The organism is Salinigranum rubrum (assembly GCF_002906575.1).
Classification (GTDB): Archaea; Halobacteriota; Halobacteria; order Halobacteriales; family Haloferacaceae; genus Salinigranum; species Salinigranum rubrum.
The window spans coordinates 1,851,930-1,870,387 of sequence record NZ_CP026309.1 but is presented as its reverse complement, the minus strand read 5'-3'; the positions used below and the strand labels follow the sequence as shown (position 1 = coordinate 1,870,387).

18 protein-coding genes and 1 pseudogene are annotated in these 18,458 nt (G+C 67.8%); 12 read left to right on the top strand and 7 right to left on the bottom strand.

Annotated elements, in window-relative coordinates; translation table 11 throughout:
• Positions 1-64: 64 nt before the first annotated feature.
• Entirely contained in the window at positions 65-1,867 is a 1,803-nt protein-coding gene (gene glmS, locus C2R22_RS09245) for a glutamine--fructose-6-phosphate transaminase (isomerizing) (protein ID WP_103425495.1), read from the bottom strand.
• A gap of 2 nt (positions 1,868-1,869) precedes the next feature.
• Positions 1,870-3,027: a bifunctional sugar-1-phosphate nucleotidylyltransferase/acetyltransferase gene (gene glmU, locus C2R22_RS09240; protein WP_103425494.1), complete on the bottom strand. Its 1,158-nt coding sequence runs from the start codon at positions 3,025-3,027 to the stop codon at positions 1,870-1,872.
• 147 nt (positions 3,028-3,174) lie between these two features.
• Here glmU and aglJ point away from each other — a divergent pair, with 147 nt between their 5' ends.
• Positions 3,175-4,104: an S-layer glycoprotein N-glycosyltransferase AglJ gene (gene aglJ / locus C2R22_RS09235; RefSeq protein ID WP_103425493.1), complete on the top strand. Its 930-nt coding sequence runs from the start codon at positions 3,175-3,177 to the stop codon at positions 4,102-4,104.
• A gap of 62 nt (positions 4,105-4,166) precedes the next feature.
• Here aglJ and C2R22_RS09230 read toward each other — a convergent pair whose 3' ends face one another.
• Positions 4,167-4,490, bottom strand: a complete 324-nt coding sequence (locus C2R22_RS09230) for a DUF5789 family protein (RefSeq protein WP_103427629.1) — start codon at positions 4,488-4,490, stop codon at positions 4,167-4,169.
• Between the two features lie 226 nt (positions 4,491-4,716).
• On the opposite strand from C2R22_RS09230, the gene C2R22_RS09225 reads away from it, so the two are divergent.
• Complete coding sequence (locus C2R22_RS09225; RefSeq protein ID WP_103425492.1) at positions 4,717-4,926, top strand: ribbon-helix-helix domain-containing protein; 210 nt, start codon at positions 4,717-4,719, stop codon at positions 4,924-4,926.
• Between the two features lie 21 nt (positions 4,927-4,947).
• Here the strand turns inward: C2R22_RS09225 and C2R22_RS09220 are convergent, their stop codons facing one another.
• The gene (locus tag C2R22_RS09220) at positions 4,948-5,421 is read right to left on the bottom strand and encodes a hypothetical protein (protein WP_394342389.1); all 474 of its coding nucleotides are present in this window, start codon (positions 5,419-5,421) and stop codon (positions 4,948-4,950) included.
• Between the two features lie 85 nt (positions 5,422-5,506).
• The gene (locus C2R22_RS09215) at positions 5,507-6,232 is read right to left on the bottom strand and encodes a hypothetical protein (protein ID WP_103425491.1); all 726 of its coding nucleotides are present in this window, start codon (positions 6,230-6,232) and stop codon (positions 5,507-5,509) included.
• Between the two features lie 138 nt (positions 6,233-6,370).
• On the opposite strand from C2R22_RS09215, the gene C2R22_RS09210 reads away from it, so the two are divergent.
• Positions 6,371-7,057, top strand: a complete 687-nt coding sequence (locus C2R22_RS09210) for a VOC family protein (protein ID WP_103427627.1) — start codon at positions 6,371-6,373, stop codon at positions 7,055-7,057.
• 48 nt (positions 7,058-7,105) lie between these two features.
• Entirely contained in the window at positions 7,106-7,588 is a 483-nt protein-coding gene (locus tag C2R22_RS09205) for a cupin domain-containing protein (protein WP_103425490.1), read from the top strand.
• 240 nt (positions 7,589-7,828) lie between these two features.
• Here the strand turns inward: C2R22_RS09205 and C2R22_RS09200 are convergent.
• Positions 7,829-8,118 (bottom strand): annotated as a pseudogene (locus tag C2R22_RS09200) (DUF5779 family protein).
• A 360-nt stretch (positions 8,119-8,478) separates the two neighbouring features.
• Between C2R22_RS09200 and C2R22_RS09195 the strand changes: the two are divergent.
• From C2R22_RS09195 to C2R22_RS09160, 8 genes are all read left to right on the top strand, one after another.
• Positions 8,479-9,738 carry a LeuA family protein gene (locus C2R22_RS09195; RefSeq protein WP_103427626.1) on the top strand — a complete coding sequence of 420 codons (1,260 nt, stop codon included), beginning with the start codon at positions 8,479-8,481 and terminating at the stop codon, positions 9,736-9,738.
• Between the two features lie 333 nt (positions 9,739-10,071).
• Complete coding sequence (ilvB, locus tag C2R22_RS09190; RefSeq protein ID WP_103425489.1) at positions 10,072-11,889, top strand: biosynthetic-type acetolactate synthase large subunit; 1,818 nt, start codon at positions 10,072-10,074, stop codon at positions 11,887-11,889.
• Positions 11,890-11,891: 2 nt separating this feature from the next.
• Positions 11,892-12,551: an acetolactate synthase small subunit gene (gene ilvN / locus C2R22_RS09185; protein WP_103425488.1), complete on the top strand. Its 660-nt coding sequence runs from the start codon at positions 11,892-11,894 to the stop codon at positions 12,549-12,551.
• A gap of 50 nt (positions 12,552-12,601) precedes the next feature.
• The gene (ilvC, locus tag C2R22_RS09180; protein ID WP_103425487.1) at positions 12,602-13,672 is read left to right on the top strand and encodes a ketol-acid reductoisomerase; all 1,071 of its coding nucleotides are present in this window, start codon (positions 12,602-12,604) and stop codon (positions 13,670-13,672) included.
• Between the two features lies 1 nt (position 13,673).
• A complete protein-coding gene (locus tag C2R22_RS26255) occupies positions 13,674-13,964 on the top strand; it encodes a hypothetical protein (protein WP_245902953.1) in 291 nt (96 codons plus the stop codon).
• A complete protein-coding gene (leuC, locus tag C2R22_RS09170) occupies positions 13,957-15,378 on the top strand; it encodes a 3-isopropylmalate dehydratase large subunit (protein ID WP_103425486.1) in 1,422 nt (473 codons plus the stop codon). Before C2R22_RS26255 ends, leuC begins: the two co-directional genes overlap by 8 nt.
• Positions 15,375-15,992 (top strand): 3-isopropylmalate dehydratase small subunit, encoded by a 618-nt coding sequence (leuD, locus tag C2R22_RS09165; RefSeq protein WP_103425485.1) that lies wholly within the window; start codon positions 15,375-15,377, stop codon positions 15,990-15,992. Before leuC ends, leuD begins: the two co-directional genes overlap by 4 nt.
• Positions 15,993-16,510: 518 nt before the next feature.
• Positions 16,511-17,275: a helix-turn-helix domain-containing protein gene (locus tag C2R22_RS09160; protein ID WP_103425484.1), complete on the top strand. Its 765-nt coding sequence runs from the start codon at positions 16,511-16,513 to the stop codon at positions 17,273-17,275.
• 34 nt (positions 17,276-17,309) lie between these two features.
• On the opposite strand, the gene C2R22_RS09155 is transcribed toward C2R22_RS09160, so the two are convergent.
• Complete coding sequence (locus C2R22_RS09155; protein ID WP_103425483.1) at positions 17,310-18,383, bottom strand: transcription initiation factor IIB; 1,074 nt, start codon at positions 18,381-18,383, stop codon at positions 17,310-17,312.
• Between the last annotated feature and the right edge of the window lie 75 nt (positions 18,384-18,458).

The window sequence follows — 18,458 nt, the reverse complement described above, 5'->3', positions numbered from 1 at the left end:
GCCGACTACGCCGATACGACAGTTGAAGTTGGCGGTTGTGAGAGTGTGGTTGCGAGCCGTTCGCTCACTCCACCGTCACGCTCTTCGCGAGGTTTCGCGGCTTGTCGATCGACCGTCCCTTCAGCTTCGCCACGTGGTACGCGAACAACTGGAAGCAGACGTTCGCGATGAGCGGCGAGAGGGCGCCCAGTTCGGGCATGTCGAAGGTGACGTCGAGGAACTTCTCGGCGTCGCGGAGGGAGGTACATCCGAGGACGGGCGCGCCGCGCGATTCGACCTCCTTCACGTTGTTGAGCGTCGCCTCGGGGCTCGACCCCTGCGTGAGGACCGCGAGTACCGGTGACTTGGGTGTGACGAGCGCGAGCGGGCCGTGCTTCAACTCGCCCGCGGCGAAGCCCTCGGCGTGGACGTACGCGATCTCCTTCAGTTTGAGCGCGCCCTCCAGCGCGACCGGGTAGCCCAGCTTTCGACCGATGAAGAAGAACGCCTCGCCGTCGGCGTACTCGGTCGCGGCCTCCTTGAACGCCGCCTCCTCGTCGAGCACCTTCTGGACCGCGCCCGGAAGCTGCCGGACGTGTCCGAGGAACTCGATGGCGTCCGTCGTCGACAGCTCACCGCGGGCGCGGGCGAACGCGACCGAGAGGAGCGCGAGCGTCGCGACCTGCGAGACGAACGTCTTCGTGGCCGCGACGCCGATTTCGGGGCCGGCGCGGATGAACACCGTCTCGTCGGCCTCGCGGGTCACGGTGCTGCCGAGCGTGTTCGTCACGGCGAGGCTCCGCGCGCCGGCCCGTTTCGCCCGGCGGAGCGCCGAGAGGGTGTCGGCGGTCTCGCCGCTCTGGGTCACCGGGACGACGAGCGTCCGCCAGGGGTCACGCCCGCCGTCGAACTCGTACTCGCTGGCGATTTCGGCGGAGGCGCGGACGTCGGCCAGTGACTCGACGAGCTGTGCGGCGTACAGCCCCGCGTGGTAGGAGGTCCCGCAGGCGACGAACGTCACCTCCTCCAGCGAGTTGAGGTACTCCTTCGGGAGGTCGATGTCGAGGTCGACCTCTCCGTTGAGTTCGTCGATCCGCCCCGAGAGGGTCTGGCGGAGGGCCGTGGGCTGCTCGTGGATCTCCTTGAGCATGTAGTGTTCGTAGCCGCTCTTCTCGGCGGCCTCGGCCTCCCACTCGACGTGCTCGCGGGGGCGCTCGACGACCTCGCCGCCGTTGCGGATTTCGACGCCGCCGTTCGAGAGGACGGCGACGTCGCCGTCTTCGACGTACGTCACCTCGCGGGTGTGTTCGAGGAAGGCGGTGACGTCGCTGGCGATGAACGCGCCCCGCTCCCCGTGGCCGATGACGAGCGGGCTGTCCTGCCGCGCGGCGACGATGCCGTCGAACTCGGTGCTGACGATGCCGAGCGCGAACGTCCCCTCGAGTCGTTCGAGGGTCCGGTCGACGGCCGTCGGCAGGTCGTCACCCTCCGCGAGGTACTCCTCGATGAGGTGCGGGACGACCTCCGTGTCCGTCTCCGAGGTGAACGGGTGGTCAGAGAGCTCCTCGCGGAGGCTGTCGTAGTTCTCGATGATGCCGTTGTGGACGACCGCAACGGTGCCCGTACAGTCGGTGTGTGGGTGCGCGTTCGCGTCCGTCGGTTCGCCGTGCGTGCTCCAGCGCGTGTGGCCGATGCCGACGACCGAGTCGTCGTCCTCGGGGAGCGAGAGGTCCTTGATGCGCCCCGCCTGCTTGAACAGGCGGAGCCCCTCGTGACCGCGGAGTGCGACCCCGACGGAGTCGTAGCCGCGGTACTCGAGGTTCTCCAGTCCGGTCCGGAGAACCGGCAGTGCCCGGTCCTCGCCCGCGTATCCGATGATTCCACACATGATTATCCCCTCCTGATGGTCGCGCCGTCCTCGACGTGGCCGTCGAGGGTCGTTCCCTCGTGGACGGTCGCGTCGTTGCCGATGATGGTACCCGGAGCCAGGGTGACGCCGCCGCCGATGTCGACGTTGTCACCGATGAGCGCGCCCAGGCGGGCCGATTCGTACAGTTCGCCGGCGAGGGCGACGGTGGCGTCCCCGCCGGAGGCGGTAGCGTTCGCGCCGACGACGCTGTTGGAGCCGACGATGCAGTCGTGCAACACCGCGCCGGCCTCGACGGTTGCGTCCGGGAGAACGACCGTGTTCGAGATGACGGCGTTGGCACCGATTTCGGCGTTCGCGCCGAGACTCGTCCCCGCGAGGAGCGTCGCGTTCGGGTGAACGTGGACGTCCTCGTCGATGTCGACCGGTCCGGCGATGGTGGCGGAGCCGTGGACGACGGCGGCGGTGTCGACGTGACTGCCCGTCTCGTCGAGGACGCTGCTGTTCACCGAGAGGAGGTTCCACGGGACCGAGACGTCGAGCCAGCGGCCGCCGTACCGGACGGCCTGGACCGAGCCCTCCGCGGCGAGGGTGTCGAGCGCGGCCGTGATGGGGGACTCGCCGACGGTATCGGTCTCCCTGATGGCGTCGAAGACGCTCGGCGTGAACTTGTAGACGCCCGCGTTGATGAGGTCGCTCGTCAGTGTCCGGCCCGTGGGCTTTTCGTCGACCGAGACGACCCGGTCGCCGTCGAGGCTGACGACGCCGTACGCGCTCGGCGTCTCCGAACGCCTGATGGCGACGGCGGGTGCCGGCGTCGCGTCGTCGGCGATGTGCGAGACGAGCGAGCTGTCGATGATGCGGTCGCCGTTCAGAACGATGAACTCGCCGTCGATGTACGGCTCGGCCTGGGCGACCGCGTGGCCGGTACCGAGCTGTTTCTCCTGGACGGCGTAGGTGATGTCGACCTCCCAGTCGTTGCCGTCGCCGAAGTGGCTCTGTATCCGCTCGCGTTTGTATCCAACGACGAGGATCACGTCTTCGATCCCCGCGTCGGCGACCGCTTCGAGGACGTACTCGAGGAGCGGTCGGTTGGCAATGGGGACCATTGGTTTCGGTCTCGTGCGGGTGAGGGGTCTGAGACGCATCCCCTCCCCAGCAGCGAGAATGACTGCATACATACTCTCTTCCAGATGGGTCTGACGTCCTTGTATATTCTCCGCCTACCACAACATCGACCAGTTAACCGACTGTTTATCGGCCACAGCGGCGGCCCGGAAGCGGCGAGAACGGAAGTGTTATTTAAACCATCCCCGTTAGCGCCGATGATGCCACAGCGTGACGACGTCTGCGTCCTCGTGCCGACGCTCGACGAGGCAGAGACCATCGGCGATGTCGTCCGTGGCTACCGCGAGGAGGGGTTCGAGACCGTCCTCGTCGTCGACGGCGGCTCGACGGACCGGACCGAAGAAGTCGCCACCGAGGCGGGCGCACGCGTCGTCACGCAGTCGGGAACCGGCAAAGGACAGGCCGTCCGGGAAGCCGTCTCAGAACACATCTCGGCTCCGTACGTCCTCATGGTCGACGGCGACGGGACGTACCTGCCGTCGGACGCCGAGGCGATGCTCCGCCCTCTCGACGAGGGGTACGAACACGTCATCGGCGACCGCTTCGCCGACATGCACGACGGGGCGATGACGCGGCTCAACCGCGTCGGGAACCGGCTGTTCAACCGCGCCTTCGCGTTCATCCACGGGACCGACTTCGGCGACATCCTCTCGGGGTACCGGGCCTTCTCGCGCGCGTCGTTCGAGCGGATGACGCTCGCCGCGCAGGGGTTCGGCATCGAGACGGAGATGGCCGTCGAGTGCGCGAAACACCGGATCGACACCGCTGTCGTCCCCATCACCTACCTCCCGCGCCCGTCGGGGTCGAACACGAACCTCAGCCCGCTCCGCGACGGGAGCATCATCCTCCTCGAACTGTACCGCCGGGCGAAGACGAACAACCCCCTCTTTTACTTCGGCAGCGTCGGCTTCGTCTCGACCGCCATCGGCCTCGGCATCGCCATCTGGGTCGGCGTCGAGTGGGTCACCCGAAGTATCTCCCACGAGGTGATGGCGGTCGTCGCCGCCTCGGGCATTCTCTTCGGCGTCCAGTTGCTGATGTTCGGCGTGCTCTCGGACCTCATCTTCTCGCTTCACAGGGAACAGATGCGGCGGCTCGACCGGCTCGAAGACGAGCGCGCGAACGAGTGAGGGTGAGCGAGCGACCCGGTGGGACGCACACGACGCCGCGCGAACACACCGCCGAAGCGGGATCAGAACGGGAGGAGGCCGCGGAGTCTGCCGACGAGGCTGTTCGACGCGGCGGCGCGGTACTCTTCGAACACCGGGTGGAGCGCGTCGAGCAGGTCGCGCTTCGACTCGAACCGTCGTTTGGGGGTCTTCTCGAGGACCTCGGACAGCGCGACGGTACCGCCCGAAGCGTCGTACGACACCTGCACGTCACCGACCGCCTGGACGACCTCCTCGGCGGTGGCGGGGTAGTCGATTCGGTCGTCGAGGTGGGGTTCGAGCGCCGCGATGCCGAACTCGATGTGGTCGGCGTCGGACCCGTCCTGCTGTGGTGGCCTGACTCCCATTGTCGTCGAGTACGAGGTCATCGGTTGAAAAACTCCCGAAGGCGCTCGAACCGTCCGGGATTCCGGACGATTCGACGGCGGGACGGACCGCTTCTGGACGCTTACGGAGCGTCAGAGCGACTCACCCGTCCGCGCTCGCCGTTCGGCTGCTGTCGCTGCGCACCGGGGAACGACCGCCGCGTCGAAGTCCACAAGGTGTAACTCGCGTCGACCCGTCCCCCCGACGATGACGGACTACACGACGGTTTCGATCCCGAAGGACCTCGCCGAGCGCGTCGAAGAGACCATCGAGGGGACGAGCTTCTCGTCGACGAGCGACCTCGTGCGGTTCCTGCTCCGGAGCATCGTCATCCAGCACCAGCGGACCGGGGAACTGACCGAGGCCGAGTTCGAGGAGATCACCGACCAGCTCGCCGACCTCGGATATCTCGAGTAGGCGTTCTCCTCGCTCGCGCTCTCACAGTGAGGCGTCGCCGAGCGACTCCTCCGGCGGTTCGGCGTCCACCTCTTCGAGCGCGAGGCGGGACCCGGAGCGGTCGTAGGCCCGGACCTCCGTGCGGTCCCACGGCGGGACGGCGACGATGACCGCCGCCGCGAAGTCGTCGCGTTTCGTCGGTTCGCGCGGTCCCTGGGGGTGGGCGTGAAAGCGTGCACGGCCGCGCCCCGCAGGCGTCGAGAGGTCGAGGCCGAACACCGCGGTGACAGAGCGGCCCGCGTCGGGGAGGTAAAAGTGCGTCAGGACGGGCGTGTCGGCGTCGAGACCGAGGTCCGCGTCGAACGCGCCGGCCCGCGTCGGCGCCAGGACGACGCTGAGCGCGTCGGGTTCGGCGTCCGCGCTCATGTCGAGGAGGACATCGAGGAGCGCACTCGTGACGTACAGCGGCTGGCGGTCGTCGCCGTGTCTCGTGGCCTCGGTCGAGTGCTGACCCACGTCGTTCACGTGCGCTGTAGGCGCTCTGACGCGAAAAAGTGTGTCGAACCCCGAGAGACGGCGACTGAACGTCGACGCGCCGAAATCAGAGGAGATTCCGGAACGCCTTGGCGTAGGCGGCCGGCAGACGTGCCCGGGCGTTGTCGAGCGCGTCGAGGAGGGCCGTGCTGGCGTCGTCGAACACACCGGCCCCGTGGCCGACGAGCACCCGCTCCGGTTCGAGCCCACGGAACGCTCGCTTCGGTGGCGACGGCCGGAGCATCGGGTGGACGCCGAGTCGCTCGCCCGGCGCACAGAAGTACTCGGCCGTGCCGACCGCCTCCGGGACGACGAGCGTCCCCGAGTCGTCGTGGTAGAGCGCCGCTTCCTGCCAGGAGGGAAACGACCGGTCGACGACTTTCAGCACGCGGTAGCCGGTGTCGGCCAGTTCGCGGCCGACGCGTTCGACCGGGGCGTCGAGGTCCGACGCGACCCCGCTCATCCAGTCGGGGACGTACACCGGGGCGTCGTGCCGACGGGCGATTGCGGCCGCATCGCGTTTGTGCCGGTCGAGACAGACGACGACGCCAGCGACGTCTCCGACGCTCGCGATGAGGTCGTCGACCCCGGGCGCGTCCACCGGGTCGACGACCCACGCCTCGACGTCTCCGGACTGCGTTCGGTTGTCCGCGGAGCTTCGCTCCGCGCTGCCAGCCGCCAGGACGTGGCTGGCCCGCTGCATCCCCTCGTCGGGGTGCGCGAGCCAGCCGACGCCACCGTCCCACCGGTCGATCTCCTGCAGTCGCGGCGTTCCGCTACCCTTCATCGGCATAGTCGTGGTCAAGGGTCGGACGCGTTTAAAAAGCCCGGCCGCAGTCGGGGACGGCGCCGCGGTCGGATGCACGCGGAGCGGTCGGTGGGCGACGGGTACGACCGACAGTATAACCCGCCGGGTCACGAACACCACCCGATGCTCTCTGCGCTCACGCACCTCGCGCTCGAAGTGAAGTACCTCGACCGGGCTCGCGACTTCTACACCGAGCATCTCGACCTGGAACCGGTCGCGGAAGGAGAGCGCGAGGTCGTCCTCGAAGTCGGCGAGACGGCGCTCGTCCTCCGACGGCCGGACGGTGTTCCGCGCGGCGGCCTCCACGTCCACTACGCGTTCGCGACGGGCGCTGACGCCTACGAGACGTGGGAGGCGCGGCTCTCGTCGCTGCCGACGGTCGCGTTCGACTTCGGTGGGTCGCGGTCGCTGTACGTCGACGACCCCGACGACCACTGCGTGGAGGTCGGGACGGTCGCGGAGGCGGACACGGACGACCTCGTCGGCGTCTTCGAACTCGTGCTCGAAGTCGAGTCGCTCGGCGACGCCGTCGCTCGGTATCGGGCGCTCGGGTTCGAGGTCGTCGACCGCGGCGACGACCGGCGGCGGGTGCGACTCCGCGGGCCGATGGACCTCGAACTCTGGGAGCCACAGCTGGGGATCGCCGACGCGCGCGGCGGCGTCCACGTCGACGCCGGATTCGCCACGACGGACCCCGCCGCCGCTGCCGAGGCGGTCGCTCCCGACGCTCCGGTCGAACAGGTCGACGGCGGAGTCAGAGTGAGAGAGGCCGACGGACACGTCCTGACGTTCGTCGAGGAGTCACGCTGATCGCCCGTCGCGAGGAAAGCGTAACTCCGTCGCGCGAGTAGGGCGTGTATGACTTACCGCACTGTCCGCGTCGACGACCTAGACGACGCACCGAGCCCCGCCAGCGAGAAGAAGGAACTCGACGAGGCACTCGGCGTCGAGGCGTTCGGCCTCAACGTCTACACGGTCGAATCGGGCGAGCGCGTCCCGTGGGGGTTTCACCGCCACCCGCGACACGAGGAGGTGTTCTACGTGCTCGAAGGGGAACTGACGGTCGATACGGCCGACGAGCCGTTGACTATCGAGGCGGGCGAGGCGCTCTTCGTCCCACCCGAACACCCGAACCGCGCGCACAACACCGGGGAGGAGGCGGTCCGTCTCGTCGCGGTGGGCGCACCGAAGGGAACCGACGAGGCCGTCATCGAGGAGCACTGTCCGGCGTGTGGGGAGGAGACAGAGCGCCGCGGCGAGCGGGTCGACGGCGGGGATACGGTTGTGCTCTTCTGCACCGAGTGTGGTGTCGAGACCGACCGGTTCGGACGTGAGTCCTGAAGGGGCGAACGGACGACACGAGAGGCGGAAAGACGACGGGAGGCGAACGACGGACGGCGTGTCGTCACGTCGCGACCCGTCCGTCGGCGGGAGTCAGCGCACAGAGGCGGTGGCCGCGCTCTCGTACAAGAAGTTCGGGCTGACACGACACCGGGAGCGCGAGCGGGTGAGTGAGTGAGGAGGGGGAGAGTCGAGAGGCGCCGGGAGCGAGGGAGGCTAAGTCGTCGAGGAACGCCGGACTCAGGAGAGGCGGTCGGTGTCGATCCGGACACCCGGCGGGGCGACGACGAGGAACTTCCGGAAGTGCATCAGTTCGCCGCCCATGTCCCGGATGTCGCGGGCGAACCCCGCGGCGAGGCGGTTGAGGTCTCCCTCGATGGCGAGAAAGAGCACGCTCCCGCTCTCGACGGCGGCGATCCACTCCTCGGGGGCGTCGACCCGTCGAGGACTCCCAGAACCACGTTCCCCTCGATGTCGTCCGTGTCGAGGTACTCCTCGGCGCCGCGGAGGTCGAGGTCGAAGTCGGCCATATCCGTCGGTTGCGGCCGCACGAGAAAAACGTTCTGTCGGCGTCTGACGAGGTCCGTCGTCGCCGTGTCCCGGTCGTGCGCTCGGCGCTCGCCGCCCGACCCGCTCGAATAGACGAACGTCCAGTCGGCCGGCGCGCGCGAGCACTCGAGAATAAATTACAGAATATTATAGTGAAAAATTACGCTTCCAGCGGTTTCGTCCGACTGTCTCCTCTCCCCCTGGAGATTGTATCATATTAAGCTCTGAGTCGTGTACTAGGCCGTTTACGTCGTGTGGTTCGACGGATCCGACGGTCGACAGCGGCGGGGTGGTAGCGCCGAAACGGGAGGGCCGGAGAGACACCTTTATATGTGGGCGAGATATGTACACGACTACAATGTCCAACAACATGGACGTGGAGGACACTTCGTCGGGATCCCCGGCGGGTCGAGTTCTTCCAGGGCACACTGGAAACCACATCTGAGATCGAGACGGTACGGATTTTCGACACGACGCTCCGCGACGGTGAGCAGTCGCCACGCACTTCGTTCTCGTACGACGAGAAACGCGAGATAGCGGCGCTGCTCGACGCGATGGGGACGCACGTCATCGAGGCGGGCTTCCCCGTGAACTCGGACGCCGAGTTCGAGGCAGTCAGAGACATCGCGGACGCCTCGCGGACGACGACGTGTGGGTTGGCCCGCGTCGTCGACAAGGACGTCGAGGCGGCACTGGACTCCGGTGTCGACATGGTGCACGTGTTCGTGTCCACCAGCGACGTCCAGTTGCAGGACTCGATGCACGCCTCCCGCGAGGAGGCCGTCGAGCGCGCCGTCAAGAGCGTCCGACGCGTCAAAGACGCCGGCGTGGAGTGCATGTTCTCGCCGATGGACGCCACCCGGACGGAGAAGGCGTTCCTCTTCGAGGTCATCGAGGCCGTGTCGCAAGAAGACGTCGACTGGATCAACATCCCCGACACCTGTGGGGTCTGTACGCCGACCCGGATGGCGAACCTCATCGGCGAGATCGTCGAGGTCACCGACGCTAGCATCGACGTGCACGCGCACGACGACTTCGGCCTCGCCACCGCGAACGCGATGGCCGGGTTCGAAGCCGGCGCGACGCAGGCGCAGGTGTCGGTGAACGGCATCGGCGAGCGCGCGGGCAACGCCGCGTACGAGGAGGTCGTCATGTCCGCGGAGTCCCTCTATGGAGTGGACACCGGCATCGAGACCCAGCGCATCACGGAACTGTCCAGAGTCGTCGAGGCGGCCAGCGACATCCCGGTGCCGCAGAACAAGCCCGTCGTCGGACGCAACGCCTTCTCCCACGAGAGCGGCATCCACGCCGCGGGCGTGCTGGAGAACGCGAGCACGTTCGAGCCGGGCGTGATGACCCCCGAGATGGTCGGCGCCTCCCGGGAGTTCGTCCTCGGCAAGCACACGGGCACCCACTCCGTCCGCAAGCGCCTCTCGGACGCGGGCTACGAGCCGACGGACGCCCAGGTGAGAGAGATCACCCGGCGCGTCAAAGACTACGGCGCGGAGAAACAGCGCGTCACGATGACCGAGTTGGAGCGGTTCGCCGACGAAGTCGGCGTCGACCACGTCGACGAGGAAGAAGAGGAGGTCAGAGCGTAGGATGACCGCCTCCCGTTCGCGCAGCATCGCGAGCGGCAGGTCCGTCACGGCGGACCGACGCGGACTCGCGAGAGAGCGACACCGAGCCCCTGACCGCCCGGTCGCGGGTGGGACGCCGGGACGCTCACGAAAGGGTTTTATGAGACGAGCGTATCTCACCCGGTACGATGAGACGCTGTCCCACCCGCTGCGACGCCCCCCGGTCGGGCACGGACAGTGTCGCCGCCGTCCGGTCGATTGTAGGGGCTGTCTAGCCCCTCACCCCTCATTCTCCGCGTCGACCGTCCAGTCCCGAACCGACCACCGAGTGCAGCGACCCCCACTACCACACACATGAGCGAACGTGCGACACCGACACCCGAAGCGGACGACTCCACGTCGGAGTCGGCCGAGGCGGGAGAACAGCCACGAACGGACGAACAGCGAACCGAAGCCGAGGTCGAAGAGCGACCGGTCACGACCGGCGCGTCGTCGGTCGTCCGCGCTCTCGAGAACGCGGGCGTCGAGGCGGCGTTCGGCGTGCAGGGCGGCGCCATCATGCCCGTCTACGACGCGCTGTACGACTCGTCGATCAGGCACGTGATGATGGCTCACGAGCAGGGCGCGTCGCACGCGGCGGACGCGTACGGCGTCGTCAAGGGCGAACCGGGCGTCTGCCTCGCCACGTCGGGGCCGGGCGCGACCAACCTCGTCACCGGCCTCGCGGACGCGAACATGGACTCCGACGCCGTCCTCGCGCTCACCGGCCAGGTGCCGAGCGACATGGTCGGCTCCGACGCGTTCCAGGAGACCGACACCATCGGCGTCACCTCGCCGGTGACGAAGCACAACTACTTCGCCGGCGACGCCGACACCGTCGGCGACACCGTCGGCGAGGCGTTCGCCCTCGCCGGTATGGGTCGGCCGGGGCCGACGCTCGTCGACCTCCCGAAGGACATCACGCAGGCCGAGACGGGCCGCGACCCCGGCCCGGCGCGTCCGCCGAAGACGTACAACCCGCAGATGGAGGCGGACACCCAGGACGTGAAGGTCGCGGCGCGCGCCATCGAGAACGCCGAGAAGCCCGTCCTGCTGTTCGGCGGCGGCGTCATCAAGGCCAACGCGACCGAGACCGCCCGAAAGTTCGCCATCGACCACGGCATCCCCGTGGTGACGACGATGCCCGGTATCGGGAGCTTCCCCGAGGACCACGACCTCTGTCTGTCGTGGGCCGGGATGCACGGGACCGGCTACGCGAACATGGCCATCACCCACACCGACCTCCTCATCGCGGTCGGGACGCGGTTCGACGACCGTCTCACCGGTGGCGTCGACACGTTCGCGCCCGAGGCGGAAGTCGTCCACATCGACATCGACCCCGCCGAGATATCGAAGAACGTCCACGCGGACTACCCGCTCGTCGGCGACGCCGGTCGCGTCATCGACCAGGTCGACGCGCGCATGGAGCACTCGCCCGACGCCCGCGAGTGGCGCGAGCAGTGCATCCAGTGGAAAGAGGAGTACCCGATGGACTACGCGGCGCCGTCGGACGAACCCGTCAAGCCGCAGTTCGTCGTCGAGGCGTTCGACGAGGCCACCCCGGACGACACCATCGTCACCACGGGCGTGGGCCAGCACCAGATGTGGGCCTCCCAGTACTGGACCTACCGCGAGCCGCGGACGTGGGTCTCCTCGCACGGGCTGGGGACGATGGGCTACGGCCTCCCGGCCGCCATCGGCGCCCGCCTCGCCGCGGACCAGATGGGCGACGAGGACCGGACCGTGATCTGCTTCGACGGCGACGGCTCGTTCCTGATGACGATGCAGGAGCTCTCCGTGGCCGTGCGCGAGAACATGGACATCACCGTCGCCGTGTTGAACAACGAGTACATCGGGATGGTCCGCCAGTGGCAGGACGCCTTCTACGAGGGGCGCCGCATGGCCGCCGAGTACAACTGGTGTCCCGAGTTCGACCGGCTGGCCGAGGCCTTCGGGGCACGCGGCTGGCGAGTCGACGACTACGACCAGGTCGCAGAGGCCATCGAGGAGGCGCTGGCGTACGACGGGCCGAGCGTGATCGACTTCCACATCGACCCCGCGGAGAACGTCTACCCGATGGTCGCCTCGGGCGCGCCCAACGGGCTGTTCGCACTCTCGGAGGACCAGCTGTAACCATGAGTTCCGAACACACACCCGAGAACCAGGCGTCGAGAGCGGAGGACACGCACCGGCGCGGCCTGAAGGGGCCGTCGCCCGAGGAGCGCCCCCACCCCGAGGGACGGCGCAACTCCCAGGGCATCCGCATCGACCCCGAAGTCGAGGCCGAGCCCGAGGTGCGCGAGGCGGTGCTCTCCGCACTGGTGCTCAACGAGCCGGGCGTCCTCGCCCGCGCGTCCGGGCTCTTCGCCCGCCGCCAGTTCAACATCGAGTCGCTCACCGTCGGGACCACCCAGAACGAGGAGTACTCGCGCATCACGCTGGTGGTCAAAGAGCCCGAGCCGGGCATCGAACAGGCGAAGAAACAGCTGGAGAAGCTCGTGCCGGTCATCTCGGTGACCGAACTCACCGAGGACGCGGTTCGACGGGAGCTAGCGCTCATCAAGGTCGACGGCGACCACCCCGACCAGATCGCCGCCGTCGCGGACATGTACGACGGAACGGTCGTCGACGCGAGCGCCGAGGCCATCACCGTCGAGGTGACGGGCACCAACAAGACCATCGAGAACGCGCTGGACACGTTCGAGCGCTTCGGCGTCCGCGAAATCGTCCGCACGGGGACGGCCGCGCTCGAAGCGGGCGCGAACGCGACGGCGAAGCACTGGCCGGACGACTGACCCGCGGACGTACCGAAACGTAAAAACCACAGTTACCCACCTATCCATCCATGTCAGACGCAAACGCAGACACCGAGTTCACCATCGACGTCTACTACGACGACGACGCGGATCGCTCACAGATCGACGACAAGACGGTCGCCGTCCTCGGCTACGGCAGCCAGGGTCACGCCCACGCGCAGAACCTCGCCGACTCCGGGGTCGACGTGGTCGTCGGCCTCCGCGAGGACTCCTCGTCCCGAGACGCCGCCGAGTCGGACGGCCTCCGGGTCGCGACGCCGGTCGAGGCCGCCGCACAGGCGGACATCGTCTCCGTGCTCGTACCCGACACCGTCCAGCCGTCGGTGTTCGAGGACATCAAAGGGGAACTGGAGCCCGGAAACACCCTCCAGTTCGCCCACGGCTTCAACATCCACTACAACCAGATTCAGCCGCCAGAAGACGTCGACGTGACGATGATCGCGCCGAAGTCGCCGGGGCACCTCGTCCGCCGGAACTACGAGAACGGCGAGGGGACGCCCGGCCTGCTGGCGGTGTACCAGGACGCGACCGGCACGGCGAAGCAGGAGGCACTGGCGTACGCTCACGCCATCGGCTGCACCCGTGCGGGCGTCGTCGAAACGACGTTCAGAGAGGAGACCGAGACGGACCTCTTCGGCGAGCAGGCCGTCCTCTGTGGCGGCATCGCCTCGCTCATCAAGCAGGGCTACGAGACGCTCGTGGACGCGGGCTACTCGAAGGAGATGGCGTACTTCGAGTGCCTCAACGAGATGAAGCTCATCGTCGACCTGATGTACGAGGGCGGTCTCGGCGCGATGTGGGGTTCGGTCTCCGACACGGCCGAGTTCGGCGGCCTCACCCGCGGCGACCGCATCATCGACGAGCACGCCCGCGCGAACATGGAGGCGGTCCTCGAAGAGGTTCAGTCCGGGGAGTTCGCCCAGGAGTGGATCACGGAGAACCAGGCCAACCGGCCGAAGTACTGGCAACTCCGCGCCCAGGAGGAGAACCACGAAATCGAGGAGGTCGGCGCGCGCCTCCGCGGCCTGTTCGCGTGGGCCGAAGAGGACGAGGAGACCGAAGACGAGTCCGAGGACGAGCGGATCACACTGAGCGAGTAAGATGACACGGGAGATAAAAGACATCGAACACACGAACCCCCACACCGGGGAGGCCTTCGGCGCGAACGGGGGCGTCTTCACGCGGGGTCCCGCGGCCGCCGACGGCGGCACCGAGGGTGACGAGATGCGAAACGTCGAACACGAAGCGCCGGACGGCGACGGGGCGAACGAGGTCTGGGAACGCGGTCCCGAGACCGACGACGCGAGCACGGCCGCGGCCGACGGCGAGACCGACGAAGCCAAATCGCCCGGCGAAGTAAGCGTAGCGGAGGACACACCCGCAGATGAGTGAGGGAACACTGTACGACAAGGTCTGGGACCGGCACACGGTCACGACACTCCCGACGGGACAGACGCAACTGTTCGTCGGACTGCACCTCATCCACGAGGTGACGAGCCCCCAGGCGTTCGGGATGCTCCGCGAGCGCGGGCTCGACGTGGCGTACCCCGAACTGACGCACGCGACGGTCGACCACATCGTCCCCACGGCGGACCAGTCTCGCCCCTACGGCGACAGCGCCGCCGAGGAGATGATGGCCGAACTCGAAGAGAACGTCCGCGACGCGGGCATCGAGTTCGACGACCCCACGACGGGCGACCAGGGCATCGTTCACGTCATCGGTCCGGAGCAGGGCATCACCCAGCCCGGCAAGACCATCGTCTGCGGTGACAGCCACACCTCGACACACGGCGCGTTCGGCGCGCTCGCGTTCGGAATCGGCACCTCGCAGATCCGCGACGTGCTGGCGACGGGCTGTATCGCCATGGAGAAACAGAAGGTCCGAAAAATCGAGGTCACCGGCGAACTCGGCGACGGCGTCGAAGCGAAGGACGTCATCCTCGAGATCATCCGTCGGCTCGGCACCGAAGGCGGTGTCGGCTACGTCTACGAGTACGCCGGCGAGGCCATCGAGTCGCTGGACATGGAGGGTCGGATGAGCATCTGCAACATGTCCATCGAAGGCGGTGCCCGCGCGGGCTACGTCAACCCCGACGAGAAGACCTACGAGTGGCTGCGAAACACCGACGAGTTCGCGGACGACCCCGAGAAGTTCGAGCGGTTGAAGCCCTACTGGGAGTCGGTCCGCTCGGACGAGGACGCAGAGTACGACGACGTCGTCGTCATCGACGGTAACGAACTCGAACCCGTGGTCACCTGGGGGACGACGCCCGGACAGGGCATCGGCATCTCCGAGCCCATCCCGGATCCCGACGACCTCCCGAAGGCGAAGCAGGAGACCGCCCGTCGTGCGCAGGAGCACATGCGCGTCTCTCCGGGAGAGACGATGGAAGGGTACAAGATCGACGTGGCCTTCCTCGGCTCGTGTACGAACTCCCGGCTCGCAGACCTTCGCCGCGCCGCGAAAATCGTCGAGGGACGGCAGGTCCACCCCGACGTCCGGGCGATGGTCGTCCCCGGCAGCCAGCGCGTCCAGCGCGCCGCCGAGGAGGAGGGCCTGAAGGACATCTTCACCGAGGCCGGCTTCGACTGGCGCAACGCGGGCTGTTCGATGTGTCTCGGGATGAACGAGGACCAGCTACAGGGTGACGAGGCCTGTGCCTCGTCTTCGAACCGGAACTTCATCGGCCGGCAGGGCTCGAAGGACGGCCGGACGATCCTGATGAACCCCCGGATGGTCGTCGCCGCGGCCATCAAAGGGGAAGTGACCGACGTGCGCGAGCTACGGGAGGTGGCCACCGCATGAGCGACGCCGAGATCCCACAGATCGACTACGCGTCCGGGACGGGAATCCCCATCCGCGGGAACGACATCGACACCGACCAGATCATCCCGGCGCGCTTCATGAAGGTCGTCACCTTCGACGGCCTCGGCGAGTTCGCCTTCTTCGACCAGCGGTTCGAAGACGACGACACGCCGAAGGAGCACCCCTTCAACGAGGAGAAGTTCCAGAACGCGTCTGTCCTCGTGGTCAACGCGAACTTCGGCTGTGGCTCCTCGCGCGAGCACGCCCCGCAGGCGCTCATGCGCTGGGGCATCGACGCCATCATCGGCGAGTCCTTCGCCGAAATCTTCGCCGGCAACTGCCTCGCGCTCGGTATCCCGACCGTGACGGCGGATTCGGAGACGGTCGAGGCGATTCAGGACTTCGTCGACGAACACCCGGACGCCGAAATCGAGGTCGACGTCGAGGCCGAAACCGTCACCTACGGCGACACCACGGTCGAGGCGACTGTCGACGACGCCCAGCGCAAGGCGCTCGTCGACGGCGAGTGGGACACGACGGCGCTGATGCGTTCGAACCAGAACGCCGTTCGAGAGTTGGCCGCGTCGCTCCCGTACGTCGATCTCGACGCCTGAATCGGGTCACCCTCTTTTGCCGACGCTGCCGACTCGCGCCTCAGCGGAGCGGCCGAGCCCGCTCCGCATGGCCAGCGGGACGCTCCGCGTCCCGCGCTGCTCCCGCCGGTCGCTCACTCGCCCCTCGCGCGTCGGGTCGCAGCACGGAGGCCGCGACCGTCACGCGCCGACGACCTGTCTTCGTGAGTATCGGCGCGCGGAAGTGAGCGAGTCTGCGAGCGAACGGCGCGCGAGGGTCGGCTCGCGCTTCATGCGCGAGCCACCGGCTGGAGGGGTCTTCGCGAGGGAACCGAGTGAACGGCTCGAAGCAACGAAGTCGCTCCGGTGGGTGAGGCCATCACACCGCGCCCGTGTATCGCGCGGCTTTCTCCGCTCACTGCGACCGCATCGACGCCCCGGGTGCACCAGCGTACCGTACCTCACCCGTACTGAACGACCGGTGATGGTTTCGACAGCGTCGTTCTTCGGCGTGCCACGTACTGGACAGCGTTAATCCCGTGGCAACCGAAGACTCCCCTGTGCGCGAGTTCGTCTTCACCGTCGAGTACGAGCGGGGCGCGGACGACCTGATGGACCTGTTCATCGAGTTTCCGGACCTCCACGCCCGGACGCCCTCGATACACGCGACGGCCGACGCGGTGTGGAAGCTCACCCGGGTGACCGGCCCCGACGAGGCGCTCGCGGCCTTCGACGACCGTCTCCCGGAGGTGTCGCGCTGTGTCGACGTGGTCGGCATGTGCGGCTGTCCGGTCGTCGAGTGGGAGTACGAGGTCCTGTCGTCGACGCCCGGGAGCCGCATCGTCTACTCCTGCCAACGGGAGTCCGGCGACGCGCGTTCCATCCCGTACGTCGCCGCGAAACACGTCGGCGACGGGCTCTTGATGCAGGCGGAGCGCCGGGGGAACCGGTACCGGTGGCGACTGCTCATCGGCGACGACGACACCGTCAGTGCGATCTACGAGGAACTGCGCGAGGGGCTCCGGGCGGGCCTCTCGATCAGCGTCGACCGCCTCGGCGACGCCAGCGGCTGGGTCGACGACGGGGTCGAGACCGACGACCTCGTACCGGAACAGCAGGCGGCGCTCGAAGCCGCCGTCGCCTCCGGCTACTACGAGACACCTCGCCGGATGTCGGTCCAAGAGATCGCCGAGGCGCTCGACGTGCCGACCTCGACCTTCCAGTACCGGTTGACGCGCGCGGAAGCGTGGCTCGCCACCCGGTTCGTCTCGCGCGCGCTCGGCGGGAGAACGAGCGTGGAGGTCGACGCCGAGACCGGCGTCTGACCTCGGTTCAGTCGGGTCCTCGATTCGGTCCCGCTCAGGCGGCAACTGCCGTCCGTCGCTCCGCCAGTTCGAGCAGTTCCCGGTAGCGGTTCCGGATGGTGACCTCGCTGACGCCGGTCACGTCCGACACCCGCTCTTGGGTGTACTGCTCGTTCGTCAGAAGCCCGGCCGCGTAGAGCGCGGCGGCGGCGAGGCCGACGGGGTTCTTGCCGCTGTGGAGTCCCTCCTCTTTCGCGTCGCGGAGGAGTTCGTGCGCTCGCTCGACCAGTTCGTCGCTCGCGTCGAGTTCCGAGGCGTACTTCCCGAGGTAGTTCTCGGGGTCCGGCGGGGCTATCTGGAGGGAGAGTTCGCGGACGACGTAGCGGTAGGTCCGGGTGAACTCGGTTTCGTCGACGCGGCTGACCGCCGCCACGTCACCGATGGTTCGGGGGAGGTTCGCCTGTCTGGCGGCCGCGTAGACGGCGCTCGTGGCGACACCCTCGATAGAGCGACCGGGGAGCAAGCCGTCGTCGAGCGCTCGGCGGTAGATGACCGAGGCCGTCTCGCGGACCGTCCGCGGCAGGCCGAGCGCCGACCCCATCCGCTCTATCTCGCCGAGCGCGTGTTTGAGCGCGCGCTCCTTGTGGTCCTTCGTCCGATAGCGCTCGTCCCACGTGCGGAGACGCTGCATCTGTCGGCGCTGTCGGGACGAGAGGGCGTTCCCGTACGCGTCCCTGTCCTGCCAGCCGATAGTGGTCGAGAGCCCCTTGTCGTGGAGCAGGTTCGTCGTGGGCGCACCGACGCGAGCCTTCTCGTCGCGCTCGGTCGAGTCGAACGCGCGCCACTCGGGGCCGTGGTCGATTTCCGCCTCGTCGACGACGAGACCGCACCGCTCACAGACCGTCTCGCCGTGTTCGGCGTCGTGGACGAGCGTTCCGCCACACTCCGGACAGGTGACGCGTTCGCCGACCGCTCGGGCCGTCGATGTCGATTCCGCCTCCGCCGTCGATTCCGCAGTACTGACCGCGTCAGCGCGTGCTCGCGAGCGAGACTCGCCGACCGCGGTACGAAGCTTGTGGGTGGTAACTGTCGTGACCGGGCACGCGGACGTGCCGGGTCGGAAGCGCAGTCAACGCTTCGTGTCTAGAGAGGTGCTCCCCGCGTATGGCTTCGCGGTTGGTACATACCAAATCACTCGCGCTCG

Coding starts and splice junctions, on each gene's coding strand:
- glmS (WP_103425495.1), bottom strand. CDS start 1,867: ATGTGTGGAATCATCGGATACGCGGGCGAGGACCGGGCACTGCCGGTT.
- glmU (WP_103425494.1), bottom strand. CDS start 3,027: ATGTATGCAGTCATTCTCGCTGCTGGGGAGGGGATGCGTCTCAGACCC.
- aglJ (WP_103425493.1), top strand. CDS start 3,175: ATGCCACAGCGTGACGACGTCTGCGTCCTCGTGCCGACGCTCGACGAG.
- C2R22_RS09230 (WP_103427629.1), bottom strand. CDS start 4,490: ATGGGAGTCAGGCCACCACAGCAGGACGGGTCCGACGCCGACCACATC.
- C2R22_RS09225 (WP_103425492.1), top strand. CDS start 4,717: ATGACGGACTACACGACGGTTTCGATCCCGAAGGACCTCGCCGAGCGC.
- C2R22_RS09215 (WP_103425491.1), bottom strand. CDS start 6,232: ATGCCGATGAAGGGTAGCGGAACGCCGCGACTGCAGGAGATCGACCGG.
- C2R22_RS09210 (WP_103427627.1), top strand. CDS start 6,371: ATGCTCTCTGCGCTCACGCACCTCGCGCTCGAAGTGAAGTACCTCGAC.
- C2R22_RS09205 (WP_103425490.1), top strand. CDS start 7,106: ATGACTTACCGCACTGTCCGCGTCGACGACCTAGACGACGCACCGAGC.
- ilvB (WP_103425489.1), top strand. CDS start 10,072: ATGAGCGAACGTGCGACACCGACACCCGAAGCGGACGACTCCACGTCG.
- ilvN (WP_103425488.1), top strand. CDS start 11,892: ATGAGTTCCGAACACACACCCGAGAACCAGGCGTCGAGAGCGGAGGAC.
- ilvC (WP_103425487.1), top strand. CDS start 12,602: ATGTCAGACGCAAACGCAGACACCGAGTTCACCATCGACGTCTACTAC.
- C2R22_RS26255 (WP_245902953.1), top strand. CDS start 13,674: ATGACACGGGAGATAAAAGACATCGAACACACGAACCCCCACACCGGG.
- leuC (WP_103425486.1), top strand. CDS start 13,957: ATGAGTGAGGGAACACTGTACGACAAGGTCTGGGACCGGCACACGGTC.
- leuD (WP_103425485.1), top strand. CDS start 15,375: ATGAGCGACGCCGAGATCCCACAGATCGACTACGCGTCCGGGACGGGA.